The 19,156-nt window shown below is 34.0% G+C and carries 19 protein-coding genes; 6 read left to right on the top strand and 13 right to left on the bottom strand.

Annotation, left to right across the window (positions count from 1 at the left end):
• The first annotated feature begins 118 nt into the window (after positions 1–118).
• From NU08_RS16645 to NU08_RS16625, 5 genes are all read left to right on the top strand, one after another.
• A complete protein-coding gene (locus NU08_RS16645; protein ID WP_129748242.1) occupies positions 119–1,399 on the top strand; it encodes a S28 family serine protease in 1,281 nt (426 codons plus the stop codon).
• Between the two features lie 317 nt (positions 1,400–1,716).
• Complete coding sequence (locus NU08_RS16640) at positions 1,717–2,319, top strand: murein L,D-transpeptidase catalytic domain-containing protein (protein WP_165352471.1); 603 nt, start codon at positions 1,717–1,719, stop codon at positions 2,317–2,319.
• 216 nt (positions 2,320–2,535) lie between these two features.
• Positions 2,536–3,561 (top strand): NAD(P)-dependent alcohol dehydrogenase, encoded by a 1,026-nt coding sequence (locus tag NU08_RS16635; RefSeq protein ID WP_129748241.1) that lies wholly within the window; start codon positions 2,536–2,538, stop codon positions 3,559–3,561.
• Between the two features lie 415 nt (positions 3,562–3,976).
• Entirely contained in the window at positions 3,977–4,483 is a 507-nt protein-coding gene (gene ilvN / locus NU08_RS16630) for an acetolactate synthase small subunit (RefSeq protein WP_129748240.1), read from the top strand.
• A 96-nt stretch (positions 4,484–4,579) separates the two neighbouring features.
• On the top strand, positions 4,580–6,364 hold the full coding sequence (locus NU08_RS16625) for a mechanosensitive ion channel family protein (protein WP_165352470.1): 1,785 nt from the start codon (positions 4,580–4,582) through the stop codon (positions 6,362–6,364).
• Positions 6,365–6,417: 53 nt separating this feature from the next.
• On the opposite strand, the gene NU08_RS16620 is transcribed toward NU08_RS16625, so the two are convergent.
• The 10 genes from NU08_RS16620 to NU08_RS16575 form a co-directional block, all read right to left on the bottom strand.
• Entirely contained in the window at positions 6,418–7,773 is a 1,356-nt protein-coding gene (locus NU08_RS16620) for a hypothetical protein (protein WP_129748239.1), read from the bottom strand.
• Between the two features lie 80 nt (positions 7,774–7,853).
• Positions 7,854–8,927, bottom strand: coding sequence for a response regulator transcription factor (locus NU08_RS22550; RefSeq protein WP_317126368.1), 1,074 nt, complete (start codon positions 8,925–8,927; stop codon positions 7,854–7,856).
• A 100-nt stretch (positions 8,928–9,027) separates the two neighbouring features.
• Positions 9,028–9,813 carry a polysaccharide deacetylase family protein gene (locus NU08_RS16610; RefSeq protein WP_129748238.1) on the bottom strand — a complete coding sequence of 262 codons (786 nt, stop codon included), beginning with the start codon at positions 9,811–9,813 and terminating at the stop codon, positions 9,028–9,030.
• 91 nt (positions 9,814–9,904) lie between these two features.
• On the bottom strand, positions 9,905–10,402 hold the full coding sequence (locus NU08_RS16605) for a 4'-phosphopantetheinyl transferase superfamily protein (protein WP_129748237.1): 498 nt from the start codon (positions 10,400–10,402) through the stop codon (positions 9,905–9,907).
• Entirely contained in the window at positions 10,399–10,653 is a 255-nt protein-coding gene (locus NU08_RS16600; protein WP_129748236.1) for an acyl carrier protein, read from the bottom strand. The genes NU08_RS16605 and NU08_RS16600 overlap by 4 nt, the downstream gene beginning before the upstream one ends.
• 1 nt (position 10,654) lies before the next feature.
• The gene (locus NU08_RS16595; protein WP_129748235.1) at positions 10,655–11,923 is read right to left on the bottom strand and encodes a beta-ketoacyl-[acyl-carrier-protein] synthase family protein; all 1,269 of its coding nucleotides are present in this window, start codon (positions 11,921–11,923) and stop codon (positions 10,655–10,657) included.
• The gene (locus NU08_RS16590) at positions 11,920–12,357 is read right to left on the bottom strand and encodes a 3-hydroxyacyl-ACP dehydratase FabZ family protein (protein ID WP_129748234.1); all 438 of its coding nucleotides are present in this window, start codon (positions 12,355–12,357) and stop codon (positions 11,920–11,922) included. The genes NU08_RS16595 and NU08_RS16590 overlap by 4 nt, the downstream gene beginning before the upstream one ends.
• A gap of 11 nt (positions 12,358–12,368) precedes the next feature.
• On the bottom strand, positions 12,369–13,421 hold the full coding sequence (locus NU08_RS16585) for a type III polyketide synthase (protein ID WP_129748233.1): 1,053 nt from the start codon (positions 13,419–13,421) through the stop codon (positions 12,369–12,371).
• A complete protein-coding gene (locus NU08_RS16580; RefSeq protein WP_129748232.1) occupies positions 13,418–14,131 on the bottom strand; it encodes a methyltransferase domain-containing protein in 714 nt (237 codons plus the stop codon). The genes NU08_RS16585 and NU08_RS16580 overlap by 4 nt, the downstream gene beginning before the upstream one ends.
• Positions 14,132–15,259: an NAD(P)/FAD-dependent oxidoreductase gene (locus NU08_RS16575; RefSeq protein WP_129748231.1), complete on the bottom strand. Its 1,128-nt coding sequence runs from the start codon at positions 15,257–15,259 to the stop codon at positions 14,132–14,134.
• A gap of 169 nt (positions 15,260–15,428) precedes the next feature.
• On the opposite strand from NU08_RS16575, the gene NU08_RS16570 reads away from it, so the two are divergent.
• Positions 15,429–15,785: a hypothetical protein gene (locus NU08_RS16570; protein WP_129748230.1), complete on the top strand. Its 357-nt coding sequence runs from the start codon at positions 15,429–15,431 to the stop codon at positions 15,783–15,785.
• A gap of 146 nt (positions 15,786–15,931) precedes the next feature.
• On the opposite strand, the gene NU08_RS16565 is transcribed toward NU08_RS16570, so the two are convergent.
• The 3 genes from NU08_RS16565 to NU08_RS16555 all read right to left on the bottom strand — a co-directional run bounded on the left by NU08_RS16565 (position 15,932) and on the right by NU08_RS16555 (position 19,134).
• The gene (locus NU08_RS16565; protein WP_129748229.1) at positions 15,932–16,621 is read right to left on the bottom strand and encodes a CPBP family intramembrane glutamic endopeptidase; all 690 of its coding nucleotides are present in this window, start codon (positions 16,619–16,621) and stop codon (positions 15,932–15,934) included.
• A 76-nt stretch (positions 16,622–16,697) separates the two neighbouring features.
• A complete protein-coding gene (locus tag NU08_RS16560; protein WP_129748228.1) occupies positions 16,698–17,288 on the bottom strand; it encodes a Crp/Fnr family transcriptional regulator in 591 nt (196 codons plus the stop codon).
• A gap of 334 nt (positions 17,289–17,622) precedes the next feature.
• The gene (locus NU08_RS16555; protein WP_129748227.1) at positions 17,623–19,134 is read right to left on the bottom strand and encodes a glycosyl hydrolase family 32; all 1,512 of its coding nucleotides are present in this window, start codon (positions 19,132–19,134) and stop codon (positions 17,623–17,625) included.
• Positions 19,135–19,156 lie beyond the last annotated feature (22 nt).

The following is a 19,156-nucleotide window of genomic DNA, read 5'->3' as shown; positions in this document are numbered from 1 at the left end:
TGGATTTTGTTCTATGTTAATGTAAACTAGATAAAATACTACATTTTAAGGGTAATATAGTATCAGTTACTGCTTTGTATTGCACTTACTTTTAAAAACTCAAATAACAAGATTAAAAATGAATCCAAAATCCTTTATTATTACGCTGTTCCTTCTTTGCTTGAACTATTTTGAGGTTTCTGCTCAGGAATCTTCAGTAAATCTACAGCAAAAACTAACCGAATTATTTCCAAAAGCCATTATAACGCGAATCGATAACTTAGAAAATTATACCGAATCGTACCAGCTTATTTTAGACGAACCTCTTGATCATAAACATCCAGAAAAAGGCACTTTTCAACATTATATTTATCTATCGCATTTAGGTTACGACAGACCGACTGTAATTGAAACTCATGGTTATAATACAGAAAATATTAAAAGCGAAGTGAGCAGTTTGTTGCAGGCCAATCAGGTTGCGGTTGAATATCGTTTTTATGGAAAATCAAGACCAAATCCGATTCAATGGGAATATTTAACTAATGATCAAGCTATTGAAGATTATCATAACATTGTCACTAAACTAAAAAAAATATACTTGGGAAAATGGATTTCAACTGGAATCAGTAAAGGAGGAGAAACGGCTTTAATTTATAAATCAATCTATCCAAACGATGTAGATGTGGCAATGCCGTATGTTGCACCGCTAATTAATACTTGCGAAGATCCAAGAACGATAGAGCATACAAGAACCGTTGGAACGCCTGAATGCAGAGCAAAAATAACAGCGTTTCAAAGAGCTGTCTTGCAAAATAGAGAAGCTGTCTTAGATGTTTTTAAAGGTTTTTCAGTTGAGAAAAAGATGCAATTTATGGAAGTTCCTTTCGCGGAAGCGTTGGAATATGCTGTTCTAGAATTTCCTTTTTCGTTTTGGCAATGGGGTGGCAAATGCGAGGAAATTCCGCCAGTAAATGCCTCTGCAAAAGAGCTTTTTGATTATTTGAATAAAATTGTTGGAGTAGGGACTTACAATGATAAAATGTCATTTGTCTATCTGCCGTCTTATTACCAGCATTTGAGCGAATTAGGCTATTATGGTTTTGATCTTGAACCTGTTTCAGATCTGTTAACTATTGTAAAAAGCAGTTCCAATGCACGATTCGCACCAAAAGACGTTACAATAAAATATAATCCAAAGTATATTAAGAAAGTGCGCAAATACGTTGAAAACAAAGGCGATAAAATACTTTACATTTATGGAGGCTATGATACTTGGTTTTCGTGTTCTCCAACTCCAAAGCCGAATGTTGATGCTTTAAAAATGGTGCTTCCGCAAGGAAGTCATTCAACAAGAGTCAAAAATTTTCCTGAAAATGATCAAAAACTGATTATGGATACATTAAAAAAATGGCTGGATTAGAAGGCTCAAAAAAAAATTACTAATTGCGTTTATGTTTCTAATAATTTCTGTCAAGTGGCTTTCACTTGGCAGATTTTTTTTATGCTTATTCGCAATAAATCAATAGAAAGGAAGTTACATTGAGATAATATTAACACGTTTTAGCATGAAATGTGGTCTGTTAATCGAATTTTAACATATAATATTGTAGTTTTCAGATATTTATAATATCTTTAACTTATGGTATGGGAATTGTATAAGATTTGTGTATAATTTTGCAACAGAAAAAATTATCAATGACCCCAAGTCATAACTATTAACTTAACATTTTGCCGGGCATGAGAGTATTTTTATTGGCACTGCTTTTTTTCTTAAGTTCGTTTACCTCATTAAGTATGTGGGACGAAGATGAAATTTTAGACGAAGTTGAATTTGCAAGACTCAATGAGCATGTAAATGAAATAAAGGCTTTTACAGCATCAAATCACAAGTATAACAATAAAATTGCTTTTCTTGTGGACATGAAAATTAAATCTGGGAGAAATCGCTTTTTTGTTTACGATCTTCAAAATAATCAAATTCTCGATCAAGGTTTAGTGGCACACGGAAAAGGCTCTGAAACTGGAATAAAAGGAGACATCTTACAATTTAGTAATGCTCCAGAATCTAACTGCACTTCACTTGGAAGATACTCTGTAGAAAAACCATATAAAGGTGTGTTCGGAAAAGCTTTTAGATTGGCGGGATTGGACGAAACGAATAATAATGCCATGAAACGTGCCATTGTATTGCATTCTTATAAAGAGGTTCCATCCGATGAAAAAGAGTATTATATCATTAACAGTCACGGTTGTCCAATGGTTAATCAAGAATTTTTAACTAGACTTTCAAAATATATAGAAAGTTCAAATTCTAAAATCTTATTGTCTGTTTATTATTAAATAGAATCAGCAAAATATAAATAAAAAGAGAGCCTAGGCTCTCTTTTTTATATCAGCACATTCGATTTTACATTTTTTGCTTACCCCCAAATTATTACCGCTTTCTATATAAAAGCTTGTTATTGGCTATAAATTAGGATAAACTTAACTTGTCTGATAAAACTTATAAAAGATACAAGTTGTAAATTAGTAGAATAGTAATTAAAAGTTTATTTTATGAAAGCAGTACGTTTTTTTGGACACAAAGATGTCCGCGTTGTTAATGACATTGAAAGACCTGTTCCTAAAGGTGATGAAGTTTTGTTAAAGATCGGCGGAGCTGGTGTCTGCCACTCAGACCTGCATATTATAGATGAAGGAACAGTGGTTGGAACCGTTTTTACGTTAGGACATGAAAATGCTGGATGGATTGAAGAAGTTGGGGAGAATGTTGAAGGGTATAAAAAAGGAGATGCAGTTTTAGTTTACGGTCCGTGGGGATGCGGACATTGCAAACCTTGCCAGCAGTCCAAAGAAAATTATTGTGATCATCAATCTGAACAAGCATATGGTGGCGGACTAGGACTGGACGGCGGTATGGCCGACTATATGCTCGTGCCATCTTCTAGACTTTTGGTGCCTATATATGATTTAGATCCTGTTATTGCAGCTCCATTGACAGATGCTGCACTTACGCCTTATTCTGCGATAAAACGTTCGCTTCCTAAATTAATGGCCGACGAATATGTGGTAGTAATTGGCGTTGGGGGATTAGGACATGTTGCGTTACAGATATTGAGAGAAATAAGCGGAGCTGAAATTATTGCCTGCGATGTTACTGAAAATAAACTAGCTTTTGCAAAAGAATTAGGAGCGGCTTATGTAATTAATTCTAAAGACGCTGATGCAGCAGAACAAATTCAGAAAATTACAGGAATCAAAAAAGCCAAAGTGGTTCTAGACTTCGTAGGAGCAACTTCTACAATAGATTTGGGAACAAAAGTTGTAAGTCTTGACGGAGATCTTACCATTGTTGGTCTCGGCGGAGGACATTACCAATACAGCATGAATGGTTTACCTTTTGGCGTGAGTATGACCAATCCGTATTGGGGATCAAGAACAGAACTGATGGAAGTTGTAGGTCTGGCAAGACAAAAGAAAATCCATATAGAAATTGAAAAACATAGACTTGATGATGCCAACGAAGTTTATGATAGAATGAGACAAGGAAAAATAAAAGGCAGAGCCGTTTTAGTACCTTAAAACTCAAAAGTAAATAAATCCGTTGTAAAAGACGGATTTTTTGTTTGTTATAATTAATCTTTGCAGATTAAAAAATATCAATATATTTGCGCAACAAATCAAGCAAATGAAAAATAGTATTAACATCGCTTCAATTATTATCACAATTATCATTCGATAGTAGTGAAGGGGTGTTATGTAAATAAGTAAAATATACAATTTAGAAAAACCTCCCTTTTACGGGAGGTTTTTTTGTTTATAGCAATATGAAAAATTCTATCCAGAATAGCATTATTATTTCAATTATCATTATTCGTATCACATGACGAGTCAGGATTCTATTGTCTATTAATAAAAGCCTTTCTCAGTCAAATGTGAAAGGTTTTTTTTATTCTCCTTACCAATCCATCAAAAATAAGAACAAATTAAAACAGCAATGAAAAACGAATTTACACTTACTATTTATTCTGAAGATCAAATAAGGTTAATCACTAAGCTAAGCTCAATGTTTATAAGAAAACAAATCAATATTTTGAGCCTAAATATGTCTATTTGTGAAATCGATAAAATGTACAGACATACAATTGTAGTAAATGAAACTCTAGATCAAGTCATTAATCTAGTGGCGCAGATTGAAAAAATTATAGAAGTTTATAAATGTTATTATTCATTGAATGAAGAAATTGTTTCTGTACAAACCGTGTTATTTAAAGTTCCGACAGCTGCATTTATGACTGAAGCTAAAATGGAACGTATGCTTCGAGAGCATGATTTAAGAATTTTAGAAATCCAAAAAGAGTATACAATATTAGAGACAACCGGAACTGATAATAAAATTTGCTATATAACTGAAAAATTAAATCAATTCGGGTTAATTGAGTTTGTAAAGAGTTCAAGGATTGCCTTGATGAAATCTAGTGAAGGTTTTGATGTGGAATTTTAAAAAAGACACAGCAAATAAATTGTTTTCTTGCCGAAACGTTTTGTTTTTCTGCCATATTTCTTACTTTTAATAGTCTAAGTCACTAAAGCAAAAAATATGATTTTGGGTACTAAACGTTTATTGTCTTTTTTATTGCTCGCATCGGCATTATTGATGATTCCTTCTAAGCTAGAAGCACAGCTTTTGGGAACATCTAAAACTACAGCCGAAGAACCAGTAAAAATTCCTGACGATTCGCTAGGAAGAAGAACGCCTCAAGGAACGGTGAACGGATTTATAAAAGCAATTGGCGATCAGAATTATCTGCGTGCAAGCCAGTATCTTGTGCTTAGCAAGCGTTCTTATCGTAAAACGGCTGAAAGGATAGAAATAGCAAAGACTTTTCAGAAGCTCTTGGATCAGGGAGGTAATTTTTCGCCATCATCTATTTTAAGTAATAAAGAATTAGGACGTTTAGATGATAATCTGACAACAGGCATTGATTTGGTTGGAAATATATCTACTGATAAAATAAATATACAGCTTTATTTAGAAAATCAGTCAGATGACAGCGAGCCAGCATTATGGCTTTTTTCGGCAGAAACAGTAGAAGCAATTCGTGGAGCGGATGTCAGCGGAGAAAAAACTTTTTTGGACAGAGTATTGCCGAGAGTTTTAAAAGAAAGAAAATTAGGAAATGTTCCCATTGGACATTGGGGAGTAGTCGTGATCATGGCAGTAGTTACTTATCTATTGTCGAGACTGCTTATTTTTATACTCATTTTCCTGATTCAGAAAATATGGAAAAAAGCCGATACAGAAAAAGGTACTGCTATTATAGACGCACTGACTCTTCCTGTTCAAATGTATATTACGGTAATTTTATTTGTTGCCTTTACGCAGCGAATGGGAATTTCGATTATAGTACGTCAGCGTTTTAGCATTATAATAATCACTATTGGAATTTTAGCTTTTTTAATCCTGCTTTGGCGAATGACCGACTTTGTGAGCATGTACACACGAAGCAGAATGAATAGTAGAGGACGCGCATCTGCAGTATCTGCCGTATTGTTTTTGAGCCGTACCATGAAAGCCGCAATTGTCGTAATCGGAATTATAGCAATCTTAGGAATTATAGGAGTTGATGTTACAGCCGGACTTGCTGCACTGGGAATCGGGGGGATTGCGTTGGCTCTGGGAGCGCAAAAAACTATAGAAAACTTTGTTGGAAGTGTGAGCCTTATTGCCGATCAGCCGTTGCGTGTTGGAGATTATTGCCGAGTTGATGATATAAAAGGGACTGTAGAATCTATCGGAATGCGTTCTACAACGCTTCGTACAGCGGCACGCAGTATTGTAACGATTCCGAATGGCCAATTATCGGCAAGTAAAATAGAAAATTACGCGCATCGCGACCGTTTTATATTCAATCCGATTTTTGGTTTTAGAATGGAAACCACTCCAGATCAAATGCGTTATCTGCTTGTAGAATTAAGATCTTTGCTCTACGCGCATCCTGCTGTTTTAAACACGCCACCTATAGTTCGTTTTACTGGAATTACTGCGGATGCTTTAAAAGTCGAAATTACAGCCTATATAGAAGCTATAAATGTCGAAACATCACAAGAAGTTCAGGAAGATCTTTTATTGAGAATGATGGATATTATAGAAAAAAGTGGAACTTCATTGGCTTATCCATCACAAACTTTATACATGGCGCGAGATACCCCTTTTTCAAAAGAAAAGGCGGATGAAATCTCTGAAACAGTTAAAAAATGGAAGGAAAACAACGAACTGCAGCTTCCGAAATTTGATCCGAAAAGAGTAGAAGAATTGAAAGATAGCATTCAATATCCTGCCAAAGGCAGTTTTAATCCTGATGATGACGAAACCTTATTATAAAAGAAACGAGCTTCAAAAATTTGAAGCTCGTTTTATTTTAAGAAAAATATAAATTAGCTTTTAGATTCTTTTACAATTTCCATATTTCCGTCATTTTGCTTTATAATTTTCCAATCTGGATTTAGTTCTATTTCGTAAAATTCACTTGTAATTTTTTGACCTTCAATTTTAGAGGGAAGCGGAAAAACAAAATACGTTTTCTCATCTTTATCATAACTTAAAATACCTGCTTTGCCCAATTGATTTTTGCCTTCAACTGTAGCAAAATTTCCAAAGTTTTTACCTGATTTATCTCGACCTTTAATGCTAGAATATACAATTCCTTTATCGTTTAAAGTCAATGTCCCGTTCATATTAAAAGTGCGGCCATAATGGTCGATATCGGTAATCGCTACTTTCAATGTTGGTTTGTTAATTAGTAAATCAGTATAATAAGAAATTAGCTTTTTTTGTTCTTCTTCTCGGGCAATTTCTTGTTTATTTATTTCATCAAAATTGTTTCTGGATTTAGCTAATTCTAATTCTTTTTTGGTTATAGTTATTTTTGATTTTAAAATCATAACTTCATAAATATCAGCGAAATTATATGTTTTATCTAAACTATTTTTCCAAGTGATATTTAAAAAATCAAAAAGCAAACCATAGGCTGGGCCGGTGGCATACGGAAAAGGTCTCGTGTATGTTTTGGCTTCTTCTCGTTGGTTAATTTCTTCAATCGCTTTTTCATATTTATTGTCATAAGAAGACAAAACAAAACCAGTGTAATTTGCCAAACCTTCCAAAGTTTCTATTTCCAGCTCATCATTCAAATATTTTGAATATTGCTGTTGTCTTTCTTTTCTAAATAGTACAGCATCCTTCAAATAACTTTTAATTTCATCTGTTTTTCTTTTTTCGATAATCGATTTCAAAGCATTCTTTAATGCCTGATATTCCAATCGCAATAAAATTCTTGCATTAGTTTCATCAAGATATTCAATCGGATTTCCGTTAAATTTTTTGGATTTCATTTGCAGTAAATGAAATAATTCATGGATAATTGTAGCACTTTTATCATCTAGATAATTATTCAGAACCGTTGCGTATTCTTTTTCCTCATATTTTTGTGTGGTATTGACAAAAACGAGCGAATTAGGTTCCATAGTTTTAAAATACAAAACTCCAATATCCGTTTTGCTATTAGGTAACTTTGCCAAACTATAGATTGAATTGTCAAAGTCGATTACAATAATGCTGTCATTCCAGATTGGTTTGCCCCAAAGTTTTCCATTATCTTTTTCTAAAAGCGCTTTTGCTTCCAATAGTTTTTCCTGAATGTTTTGTCTGTTTTTAAAAGCTTTGTCAGTCTCTTGAGCCGAGATAAATTGAGAGATTGTGGCAAAAATTAGCAATAAAAGATTTTTTTTCATTTCCGATTGATTTAAGATTTCGGAAACAAAATTAGATTGGGCAATTTTAGGAATCAGTTAATTAGAGGCTGAAATTGGGACTAATCCCAAGGATGATTTTTCAATTTAGATGCCAATTCATGACGGTTTGCGACATCCAGTTTTGCATAAAGATTTCGAATATGGGTTTTTACTGTACTTAGTGAGATAAAAAGTTCATCGGCAATTTCTTTGTTCGATTTGTCTTCTAAAATCAATCTGGTAATTTTCTCTTCCTGATTCGTCAAAGTTAAATTTGAAATTTCTTGTATTGCTATTTGAGGTTTCAGAGCTTTCAATTTTCTAAATTGAAATATAGAAATAAAAGCTAGAATGAAAACTAGTATACTTAAAGTATAATTGAGCTTTTTCTGAAAGGCATATTTCTGCTGTAAAATAACGTTAGAAATTTTTGAAATTTCATCTTGATATTGGAGATAATAAGAAGTTTCTCCGTAGTAGTTTTTTAGTGAATTTAAAATGCCATCATAAAACACTTCATTTTTTTCAAAGTCATTTTTGATATTAAAATCATTTCGTTTAATGTCTGAAAAAGCCAAAAGTTTCAACAACGGATGTTTAATGTTCTTTTCGCTGTATGATTTTACTCTTTCAGCAAAATCATTTATGGCTTGCTGTTGTGCTTCCTTGTTTTTGATTTGTGCATTATTTTTTTCTAGCTGTTCTTCAAAAGATTTTAGTTTTCTCCATTCTTTATCAGTCAAATTGCTGTTTTTAGATTGTCCAAACCAATTGCTTCCAGATTTTGGAAAATAGATTGTATCTCTGTTTGAAAAAATAAAATTGTGATAATTGCTTTTCTCATTATCGCTAACCAATTGCAGTCCTTTGATCGTATTAATATTGGAATGAATGCGATAGAGCTTGTCTTTTTCGGACAACAGTTGGCCTTTAAATTCAAAATAACCAGAGTTATCAGTTTGAGTAGAAAAAAGAATCTGATTTTCGGTAATCATAGTTTCTTCATCATATTTTAGCAGACTCAAATAAACTGTTTTGTTTTTCTGTTCAGCATCAATATATCCCGAAATCTTATATTGTCCATAACAAGTCGGAACCGCAGAAAGCATAAGGATTATCAAAAATAAAACTCTGAATGTTTTTTCTTTTTGCATTTTAAATCAAGTAATTGAAAAGCTTATGAATGATTAAAAGTACAAAAAAAGATTAAAGGTTAAAGGACTGTTTTTTATTTGATAAGCACAAATATAAGCATTAAAGCTTCGCCGAAATCAAATTGTCTAAGTCTGAAAGTTTGTAGAATTTAAGATCATTCAATTTCATGTATTTGCAGATAAATTCTAAAGTCTCGATTTTAACCTGATAATTTTCGGTTACTTCTTTAACGGGTTTATGACCGCATAGAAGAAGAATTTTATTGTTCTTTTTGGCATAATCCAATAATTCAAGTACGTACGGAATGCTAAAATGTATATGGCTATTGTCAATATCAAAAGCAAATACAATTTTTGAATTATCGAAATAACTGTCTTGTTTCTCTGGAATTTCACCTCCAAACGCTCTTCCTCTAATAATTTTAAAGAGAGGTGATAAAGCCTGATCCAGAGAATCTGATCTTTCTCCGTACGGATAGGCAAAAGAAGTAACGTTGAAACCTTTCTTTTTCATGGAAACAATCATAGGATCGATTTCTTGTTTCAGGTATTTCTTAACACTAAATTGCTTTGTAAACTTAACCGCATTGTAATGATGATAACCATGTCCAGCGATTTCGTGACCATATTTCTGCATTTCTAAAAGTGTTTTAATTTCTGGGGCACCAATAGAATCTATTCTGCAGACATTAAAAGTAGCTTTCCAAGAATACTTTCGCAAAACCTGATCTGCTTCTGACCATTCGTCAACGTAAGCATCATCAAAAGATAAAATTACACCGGCTTTATACGTTGGTTTTGCTGCAGGTTTAGGTTTTTTATTTTCACATGAAAAGAAAGATAAGAACAACAAAAATAATACTGCTTTAGTAAAAAGTATTCTCATAGATTTTAGATTGGTACCGAATAAAATTTTATTCAAAATTAAAGATTTTTCTTGTTATTACTATTGTTATTCCAAACAAAAGAAGATTTTCTTATATTCTCATAGTTACCGATTTTTCAAATCTTCCATGATGACTGATTGAAATATCACAAAGAATATTGTCTACTTTCAAAAATGGAATACCGTTTTCGTCTTTAATAATTTCTTGATTTTCAACTTCAATTACATTATTGACGTTTGCAAAATTATCGACCGCAATTGTGTGAATGCTTTCTAAAGAAAATATGCTTTTGGTATAATATCTATTTTCATTGCAAATTACTTTACCCAATGCGAGATTACAATCGATAAAATCTAAAGAACAAGAAAGTTTCTTGGGACTGAATTCCCGTATTTTGGTTTGACGATTATAAATTTTGTACGCAGCCTCTTTCATGCTCCATAAAAGCCAAACCATAGTTTCAGGCTTATCATAATCTTTTATATACTGCTGTTCTTTGGCTATAAAAAGCTTTTCTATAAACCCTTTTCTTTGCCAATTGCTTTCTATACGCGACTGTGCAAGATCTATAACATCATTGCCAATCATTTTTCGGCAAGTTTGGTTTCAATGATCTCAACTGCAGTTTTTACGTCGAGCATGCGTTCCATATCGGCATTGTCGAGTATGACATCAAAGTTTTCTTCAATATCCAAAACAATATCAACCAGATTAGCCGAATTGATATTAAGGTCTTTAATAAAATCGGTTTCTTCTGTCAGGTTGTCAAATGCTTCTGTATTTGTTGTAAAAGGTTTGATAATTACTTTTAATTCCTTTATAAGTTCAGTTCTGTCCATGTTAGTTTTCGAATTTTTTAAATAATATACATGCATTTACATCGCCAAAACCAAAACTGGCTTTTGCAATTATTTTTGGATTAGTTTTAATAGTCTCTAAAAGTACTTTTGAAGGGGCAATCAATTCAGCAATTTCAGGATGAAGATCAGCACAGTTTTTATTTCCAAACAAAAATCCTTCATGAAGTTGTAATACTGCAGCAACACTTTCGATACTTCCAGAAGCACTTAAACAATGGCCAGTTAAGCTTTTTAAAGAATTAATATACGGAAAATCAGCGCCATTTCTTCCTAATGCTTTTGTCCAATTTTCAATTTCAAGACTGTCTTTTGTCGTAGCAGTCAAATGACCGTTTATAGCATCAATTTCATTCGGATGAATTCCAGAATTCTCGATAGCTGTTTTAATGCATCTTTGTACCGCCCTGCTGTTGGGAGCGGTCATGGTTCCGCCGTCTCTTTGTCCGCCCGAATTGACGTTTCCTCCCAAAATTTCGGCATAAATTGTTGCTCCACGTTCTAAAGCAGTTTCCAAATCTTCAATAACAAAAGCGCCAGCACCGCTTCCAGGAACAAATCCTGCTGCCGTAGCGCTCATGGGCCTTGAACCTTCTTCGGGTTTATCATTAAATTTGGATGAGCAAACACGAAGCGCATCAAAACCTCCCCAAATATAAGGGCCACTATCAGATGTGCTTCCAGCCAAAATTCGTTTTGCCTGTCCAGATTGTATTCGATCATAAGCCATCAAAATAGCTTCAGCCCCAGTCGTGCAAGCCGAAGAATTTGTTGTAACCTGATTTCCTAATCCGATTTTACCACCAAGATAAGCACTTACACCGCTGTTCATGGTTTGTGCAACAACAGTGCTTCCTAATCTCCGTACTTGCAGTTCATCAATTTTATAAATGCTTTCGCGAAATTTATCTATTCCAGAAGTGCCAGCTCCAAAAATAGCTCCGCTGTCCCAATCGGGATTTTCATTGAAAGGCAATCCTGCATTATGCCAAGCTTCAAGACCTGCAATAACGCCGTATAAGATTCCTGTACTATTAAATCCGCGAAGTTCGAGTTCTGTAAAATATTGCGATTTCAATTCCTCAGATATTTGAGGCTGACCCGCAATCTGACAAGAAAATTGCAATTCTTCAAGCTGAGCATCATGTCGAATACCCGAAATGCTGTTTTGCAGCGCATGAGTAAATGAAGGAATTCCAACACCATTTGGCGCAGCAACTCCGAGACCAGTTATTACAACTCGCTTTTTCATAATCTTTTTGTTATCATTCCTGCCAGAACACCTCTGCAAACTTCTTGTCCAGCTTCATTTTTCATTACTGCATTGCATTTTAATTTTCCAAAACGAAAGAACAATTTCTCAGAAGTTACTGTTACTTTTTCATTTGGATAAACGGGTTTCAAAAATTCCATATCGGCAGAAGTAAAAGCGATTACGGTATTTGCTCCTAATTCATTTCCTAAAAGAAATATTCCCAAGCAAACCATTCCTATCTGAGCCATCGTTTCAGTCAAAATAACGCCCGGAGTAACGGGATTATCTTTAAAATGCCCTTTGTAAAAGTCAAGATTCTCTCGAAATGTATAAGTTCCTGTTACACCGTTTTCGTCAGCATGAAGCAATTCATCGACAAACAAAAAAGGTTCGCTGTACGGAAGCTGTGCGATAATATCATCTAATTTCATAAACTTTCAAATTACCATTGCAATAAAACTCTTTGTGCCGAAAATCCTGGGCCAAAACTGAGCATTAAACCTTTTTCTCCTTTTTTCGGATTTCGGTTCATAATATTTTCTAAAACGTATAAAACGGTAGCACTCGACATGTTGCCATAATCTCTCAGGATTTCTTTTGTATCGTCAATGTTTTTCTCCAATCCCGCAAAAAGCGATTCGACGGTTGTGACGATTTTCTTTCCGCCCGGATGAAATATCATGTGGTCAATATCTTTTATTTCTAGATTATTCTGTTTTAAGAAAGGATGGATAATGTCGCCAAAATGCGAAGCGATTGTGTCTGGAACTTCAATATCCAGAACCATCTGCAGTCCACCATTAGTGAGTTTAAAGCCCATCATATGTTCGGCATCGTAAAAATGATACATCTGTTCGTCGAGAATTTCGGGGCCAGAATCTTCTTCTTTTGATGACAGTAAACAGCAGGCAGCACCATCTCCAAAAATGGCAGCGCTGACAATATTAGGCATCGAGAAATCATTGAGCTGAAATGTTGCAGTTGGCGATTCTACGGCAATTACAGCTGCACGTTTGCCCGGATTTGATTTGAGGAAATTCTTCGCATAAATAATTCCAGATATTCCAGCTGCACAACCCATTTCGGTTACAGGAAGACGAACAATATCTTGTCGTAATTTCATTTTATTAATCAGATAAGCATCAAGCGAAGGAATCATAATTCCGGTGCAGCTTACCGTAATGATGTAATCTAAACTCTGCGGATCCCAGCCTGTTTTTTCTAATGCTTTTTCTAGAACTTGATGTCCTAGAACAATCATTTCACGGCTGTAAATATCATTTTTTTCTTCAAATGAAGTGGCAGTAAAAACCTCCGAAGGTTCCATGATAGAATAACGTTTATCTACAGAAGCACCTTCAAATATCTTTTTTACTTTTTTGATGAAACGTTCTTCCTGACCTTCAAGCCACACATCGACAAGCGGAAGTATTTCTTCTGTTGTTCTGGAATATTGCGGAAGCTGTTTAACAGCTGTAATTATTTTGACACTCATATTTTTGTAATTATCCACTGGTAGCGAAAAGCCCATTTCCAGTTTATGGAGTAGTTTTTTAGATTTAATTTTTTTGATAAATGCTCTAATTCTTTCTTTTTAAATCCTTTAAGAATAGAAATTAATCCGTCATTGCGCGACATATTGTTGAGATTGAAGACAACTCCAATAAGTTCGAATAGTCGATACGCTAATTTGCTTCTATGTAGATCATTTACAACAATACCTATTGAAGCACTTTTGTTTAAAGTATTCATTACATCTGCAATTTGGTTTGTTGTAAAATGATGTAATGTGAGCGTACATAGAACAATATCATATTTTAATTGGCTAAATTCTTCACTAAAAATATCCATACAGAGATATTCTATGTTTGGAAAATCTTTAGAAAGTTTATTAGCATAGTTGATCGTAAAAGCGTTTGCATCAATGCCAATCAGTTTAAAATTTAGATTACGTTTTTTTCCATATTTCGAGAGCATTCTCAACATATCGCCATTTCCACAACCTATGTCTGCTATTATTATCGTTTTTGAAATATCAGTTTTGCTTAAAAGTTTTTTTATGCCGTGAAGCGTCAATTTATTGCCTCCAAGCAATTGATTGATAGAAGCAATTTGATCTAAAGCACCGATCAATTCTTCGCCTTCTAGCGAAAAATCGTCCATGATTTCAATTTCTTCGGTTCTATATTTGGTGTTTACGCTCATTTATTCAACTGTTATGGGACGGCCGTGTGTTTGTTTTACAATAAAGGAAAGTAATGACGGAATTGAAGCCGCTACAGTTGTCATTACATGCGTAAAATTTTTGTATGTGAGCGCTTTGGCTAATAAACGCCCAAAGAATAATCTTTTACTGAAATGCTTTTTCCATTCTTGAATATACTTTTTCTCAAATTCGCTTCTTGATTCTATTTTTCCGTAATAGAAATCCAATACTAATTCAGAAGCAATTTTGGCGCTGTGAATCGCCATTGCCATTCCGTTGCCGCACATGGGATGAATTAATCCTGCGGTATCGCCAATCATTAAAATATGATTTTCAACCGGTTCTTTCTTGTCAAATGAAATCTGGCTTATGGTTAATGGTTTTTCAAATAGGGAAGTGCTGTTTTCAAAAACAGCTTTCAGTTTCTTGTTTTTATAAAGTACAGATTTCTGATACTCTTCTATATTTTTATATTTTTTAAAAGTTTCAAAATCGGCTAGATAGCAAATGTTTATGACATCATTTTCAACTTTTGAAACACCGCAATAACCGCCTTGAAAATTGTATAAAGCGACAAGTTTTTCATCAAAATTTCCAGAATAATGCCCTTTGACGGCCAGCCACGGCGATTTCTTAGAAATAAAATCTCTTGACAAAACCTGATCAACATTAGATCTTTTGCCGTAAGCGCCCAAAACGATTTTAGCAGAAAGCATTTCTTCAGAAGTGGTTACGGTAAAAATGTCGTTTTCAAAAGAAATGTTTGTAACTGTTTCTGTTATAATAGTACAGCCATTTTCTACAGCTTTTTGAAATAGAAAATGATCCAATTCATAACGGCTTATGCCGAAGCCGCCTAATGGAAGTTTAGTTTTTGCCGTTTTTCCATTTTGTGCTGTAAATTCAAAATTAGAAATACTTGTTGGGTGAAGTTTCCTAACGTCTAAATCCAACCAAAATAAATAGGGTAGAATTTCATTTGAAATATATTCTCCGCAGACTTTATGTTTTGGATATGTATTTTTTTCGATAAGAACAACCTTCAATCCTTTTTTGGACAAGTGTAAAGCGCTTGCAAGACCAGCAAGACCGCCGCCAATAATAAGTACATCGGGATTTGTTCTCATACTACCAATTTAGTCATAATTCTTACACGAACTTTACTTAATTTGATAAGAAGTTAACAAAATTTCAACTTTTATCTTAAAAAGCTAATTGAGTTTTGGTTAGAAAAACAGAATAAAAATTCATTTAAAAGATAATCTTTACTTTTGCAAAAAATAGCAGCATTTATAAATGACAATACAAGATCTAGTAGGCACTTTTTCGGTTTCGGGAAGCAATCAGGATGAGAGCAATGAAATTACATACAAAGGTGTTTTGACTTTGACTTTAGACAAAAACAACCGAATTAAAGCAAATTGGGTTATCAACTCGCATCAGCAAAAAGGGACAGGTTTCTTTAAAGATAATATTCTGGTAATTAATTTCAATTACAAAGGAGACGACAATAAAATTTACAAAGGCGTTGTAGTGTATAGATGTGTCACAAAAGATGTTTTAGACGGATTCTGGTCTGAAAAACATGGAAATCCGCTTTATTTAGGAAGTGAGCATTGCTTAAGAATGGAAACTACTGAAAGGCTTAATTAAAAATAGAAACAGCGCAAAACTAAAGTTTGCGCTGTTTTTTCTGCCACAGATTAAGGGATTTTCACTGATTTAATCTGCATAATCTGCGTGAAAAAATTATTCTATTAGGTTATGCAGAAACTATCTCAATTGCCTGCAAAAATAATTTAAGCAGGATTTACAACAGTTTTATATTTTCTGTTGTAAAGAATAATAAAACCAATCCATATAACTAGTAAAATTACAATCAAAGTAAGTTCTGTTTCGTGCAAACCGTTACGAAAGAAATTGTTTAGTGAATGCACTCCTGCCACAGCTAGCAATGAACCTGTAGAAGAATATACTTTTCCGATTCCCCAAGTTCCGAAGAAAATGATTCCAAGGAAAATCATGTTGCTTGGAGTTGTTTCCAGATTTAAATGCCATGCAAACCAAAGGACAGCAATAATCACTATAGAAGTAAATTTAGGAAGCGATTTTAATTGTTCTTGTAAAAATCCGCGCCATCCGATTTCTTCCAAAAGTCCGTAAGCCAGAACAGTAAACATTAATAAAATTGGGAATTTGCCAATAGTAGCGTAATAAACTCCTGCAATTAAAACGGCAGGGAGCAACCAATATACGGCAAAAGGAACAATTGCATTTTTGTATATTCCTTTTAGAGACATTGGGTTATGAAGCGAGAATATCTTGATTGCAGCCAAAGCTCCTAAAGCAGGTCCCGCACCGCGAAGTAAAATCACTAAATACGGATTTTCTATTCCTGATAATAAATTGGTTTTAACAGCTGCATATCTGCAGATTACTGCGATTACATAAAAAACTATAATTGCTCCGAAGTTGATTTTATTTTTCATCGTTTTAAATTTGTTTGGTTTAGTGAAGCAAACTTATGGCGCATAAATGAAAATAAAATTGACTTTGGGTAAGAAATCATTTTTCCATGACTCTTTTTCGAATTCGACTTAAACTTTCGGCTGTTAATCCGAGATAAGAAGCAATGATTTTTAAAGGCGTTCTCTGAAAAATTTCTGGACGGCCTTCAATCAGTTTCAAATAACGTTCTTGAGGAGAAAGCGTCAAAAGATTAATCTGTTCCTGCTGTTTGCGTACATAGAGCATTTCAGAAATCGCTTTTCCAATTCGCAAGCCTGTTTCCGATCTTTGGTACAATTCATTTAAATCTTGATGAGAAATAGACCAAAGCGTTAAATCTTCTAAGGCTTCGGTTTTAATAACCGACGGCTGCTGATTTAAGAATGACATATAATCGCTTATAAAACTATTTTCATACAATAAATTAATGCAAATGTCTCTCTTTCCGTCCCAAACAAACAATCCCGCAGATCCTTTAATGATGATGTTAAGATATTTTTCGACACCGTGATAATCTTTTATAATTTCTGATTTCTCAAATTCACGGACTTTAATTTTCTCCGAAAACCCTTTCCAGATATTCATATCGGCAGTAAAGTAATTTTCGAAAACTCGTTTTACATCTTCTGGAGACGGACTTTGTGGCATTTTATTAAATTATGAGTTTGGAATGCCAATATAGGTTTAATCTTTCAAAATAAAAACAGCTGTGTTATCCTGTTATCATTTTTGTGAAGTGAGTTCAACTTTGTCAAAGTTTTAAACTTTGACAAAGTTTGACATTTATGACCACAATAATTGTCATTTCGACGAAAGAGAAATCTTCGCAAGAAACTCCGTTCCTAGAGTTGACAATCTTTGTCGAGCTACTTATGGAGATTTGCTTCGCCAATTCGCTATCGCTCGGGTCTCCTTCGTCGAAATGATAAAAATACGCAAATCGAGACTATATACTTAAATTAAACTACTATAAGTCAATATTTTAAATTAAAGAGTTAGGCTGTAGTTCATTATCATATTTTTCAGGATCTGAAGCGGCATATTCATTTTCTGGTTCTGGAATAACATGAATTTTAGAATCGCTGATCGAAATTACAGCAGAACAGACATAAATACCAATTTTTCCTTCATTGTATTTAAAATCCAATAAAGTCAGTTTTACGATATCATTTATTGAGAGTTCATAATAATTTCCGTAGCGGATAATCTTAAAAGAAATTTGTTTTTCTTCTCCAATTTCGAATTGGTTGGTTTGAATGTTTTCGAAGATAAAATTATTCTTGACGTCTTTTTCATTAAATCCCCAAGCTCTGAATTGTACAAAACCATTCATGAAATCAATCGAAATATAATATCCCGTTCCTTCTTTATCACATTCAATCACAAAACCTGTTTTTCCCATTCCTTCTACAGACAATGTTCCTTCCCAGACAAAATCATTAGAAGGTTTTTCGAAACCGTATATTTCATAACCGCTTCGGCATCCAAAACGCCATTTGCTTTCATTTTCTAAAACAAAATCGGCTGTTGGATTTCCTAAAATAGGCAAGGGAAGAGGAAGATCTTTTTGAAGAATGGTTTTCTTATATAGTTTCTGCCAATAATAATAGCTCTTCAATAAAAGTCTTCCGCTTTTGTCGACATCGAGTTCTTTTGGAGGCGGAATTACGCGATGCGTATTGACATTTCCGTCTGCGAAGTAGAAATTATAAACCAGAAAATGTTTTCCTTCTTTGACTACTCTTGCAGCATAATTTCCTTGAGGCATTAAAACGTTGTTGTGAAAAGCAGAATATTCACCCCTAAATTCTGAAGAAGACCAATATCGTACTTTAATATCTTCCCTGATGGATCCTAAAAGATAATGAGTTCCTTTAATCTCAAAGACACACGGACATTCTACATCATCATATACATACGGAATATGAAGCGGTTTCTGCAACACAAAACCTTCTTTTTCTCTTTTGGCAACACCAATACAGCCTCTGCGGTATGTTGGTCCAGAGGCGCTTCGGGCGCAGATTAACAAATAATCTTCGCCTTTGTATTGGTATTTAAACGGATCTCTAAAACTAATCCATTGACGTGGATTATTGTTTGAACCTTCATAATGTGGCGCTTCACTTTTAAAAGGAAGTCCGTATAGGTTTTCTTTTTTCCAAGTAATTAAATCGGGAGAAATGGCACGACCTACTTTTTGTTCAATTCCTTTGTCTTGACGTTTCAAGCCAGTATAATACATTTCATAACCCTCGCCATCCGATTTTTTGCTGACATGCATCGTCCATAACATATCATCGTCCCATTCTCCTGGATCACCTACAAATAGTGCATTTTTTACTCGTTTCCACGAAAGGCCGTCTTTTGAGATTGCATGTGCGATATAATCGTGATTGGGAATGATTAAATGAAATAAATGATGAACTCCTTTTTCATCTATAAATACATCAACATCTCCAATTTCCCAGTTGCTAAATCCTGAACCTGAATACATTTTATTATTTATTTTAAACTGT

This window comes from Flavobacterium anhuiense (genome assembly GCF_004151235.1).
GTDB lineage: Bacteria > Bacteroidota > Bacteroidia > Flavobacteriales > Flavobacteriaceae > Flavobacterium > Flavobacterium anhuiense_A.
The sequence above is the reverse complement of the archived record's forward strand: the minus strand, read 5'-3'. Positions and strand labels throughout refer to the sequence as shown.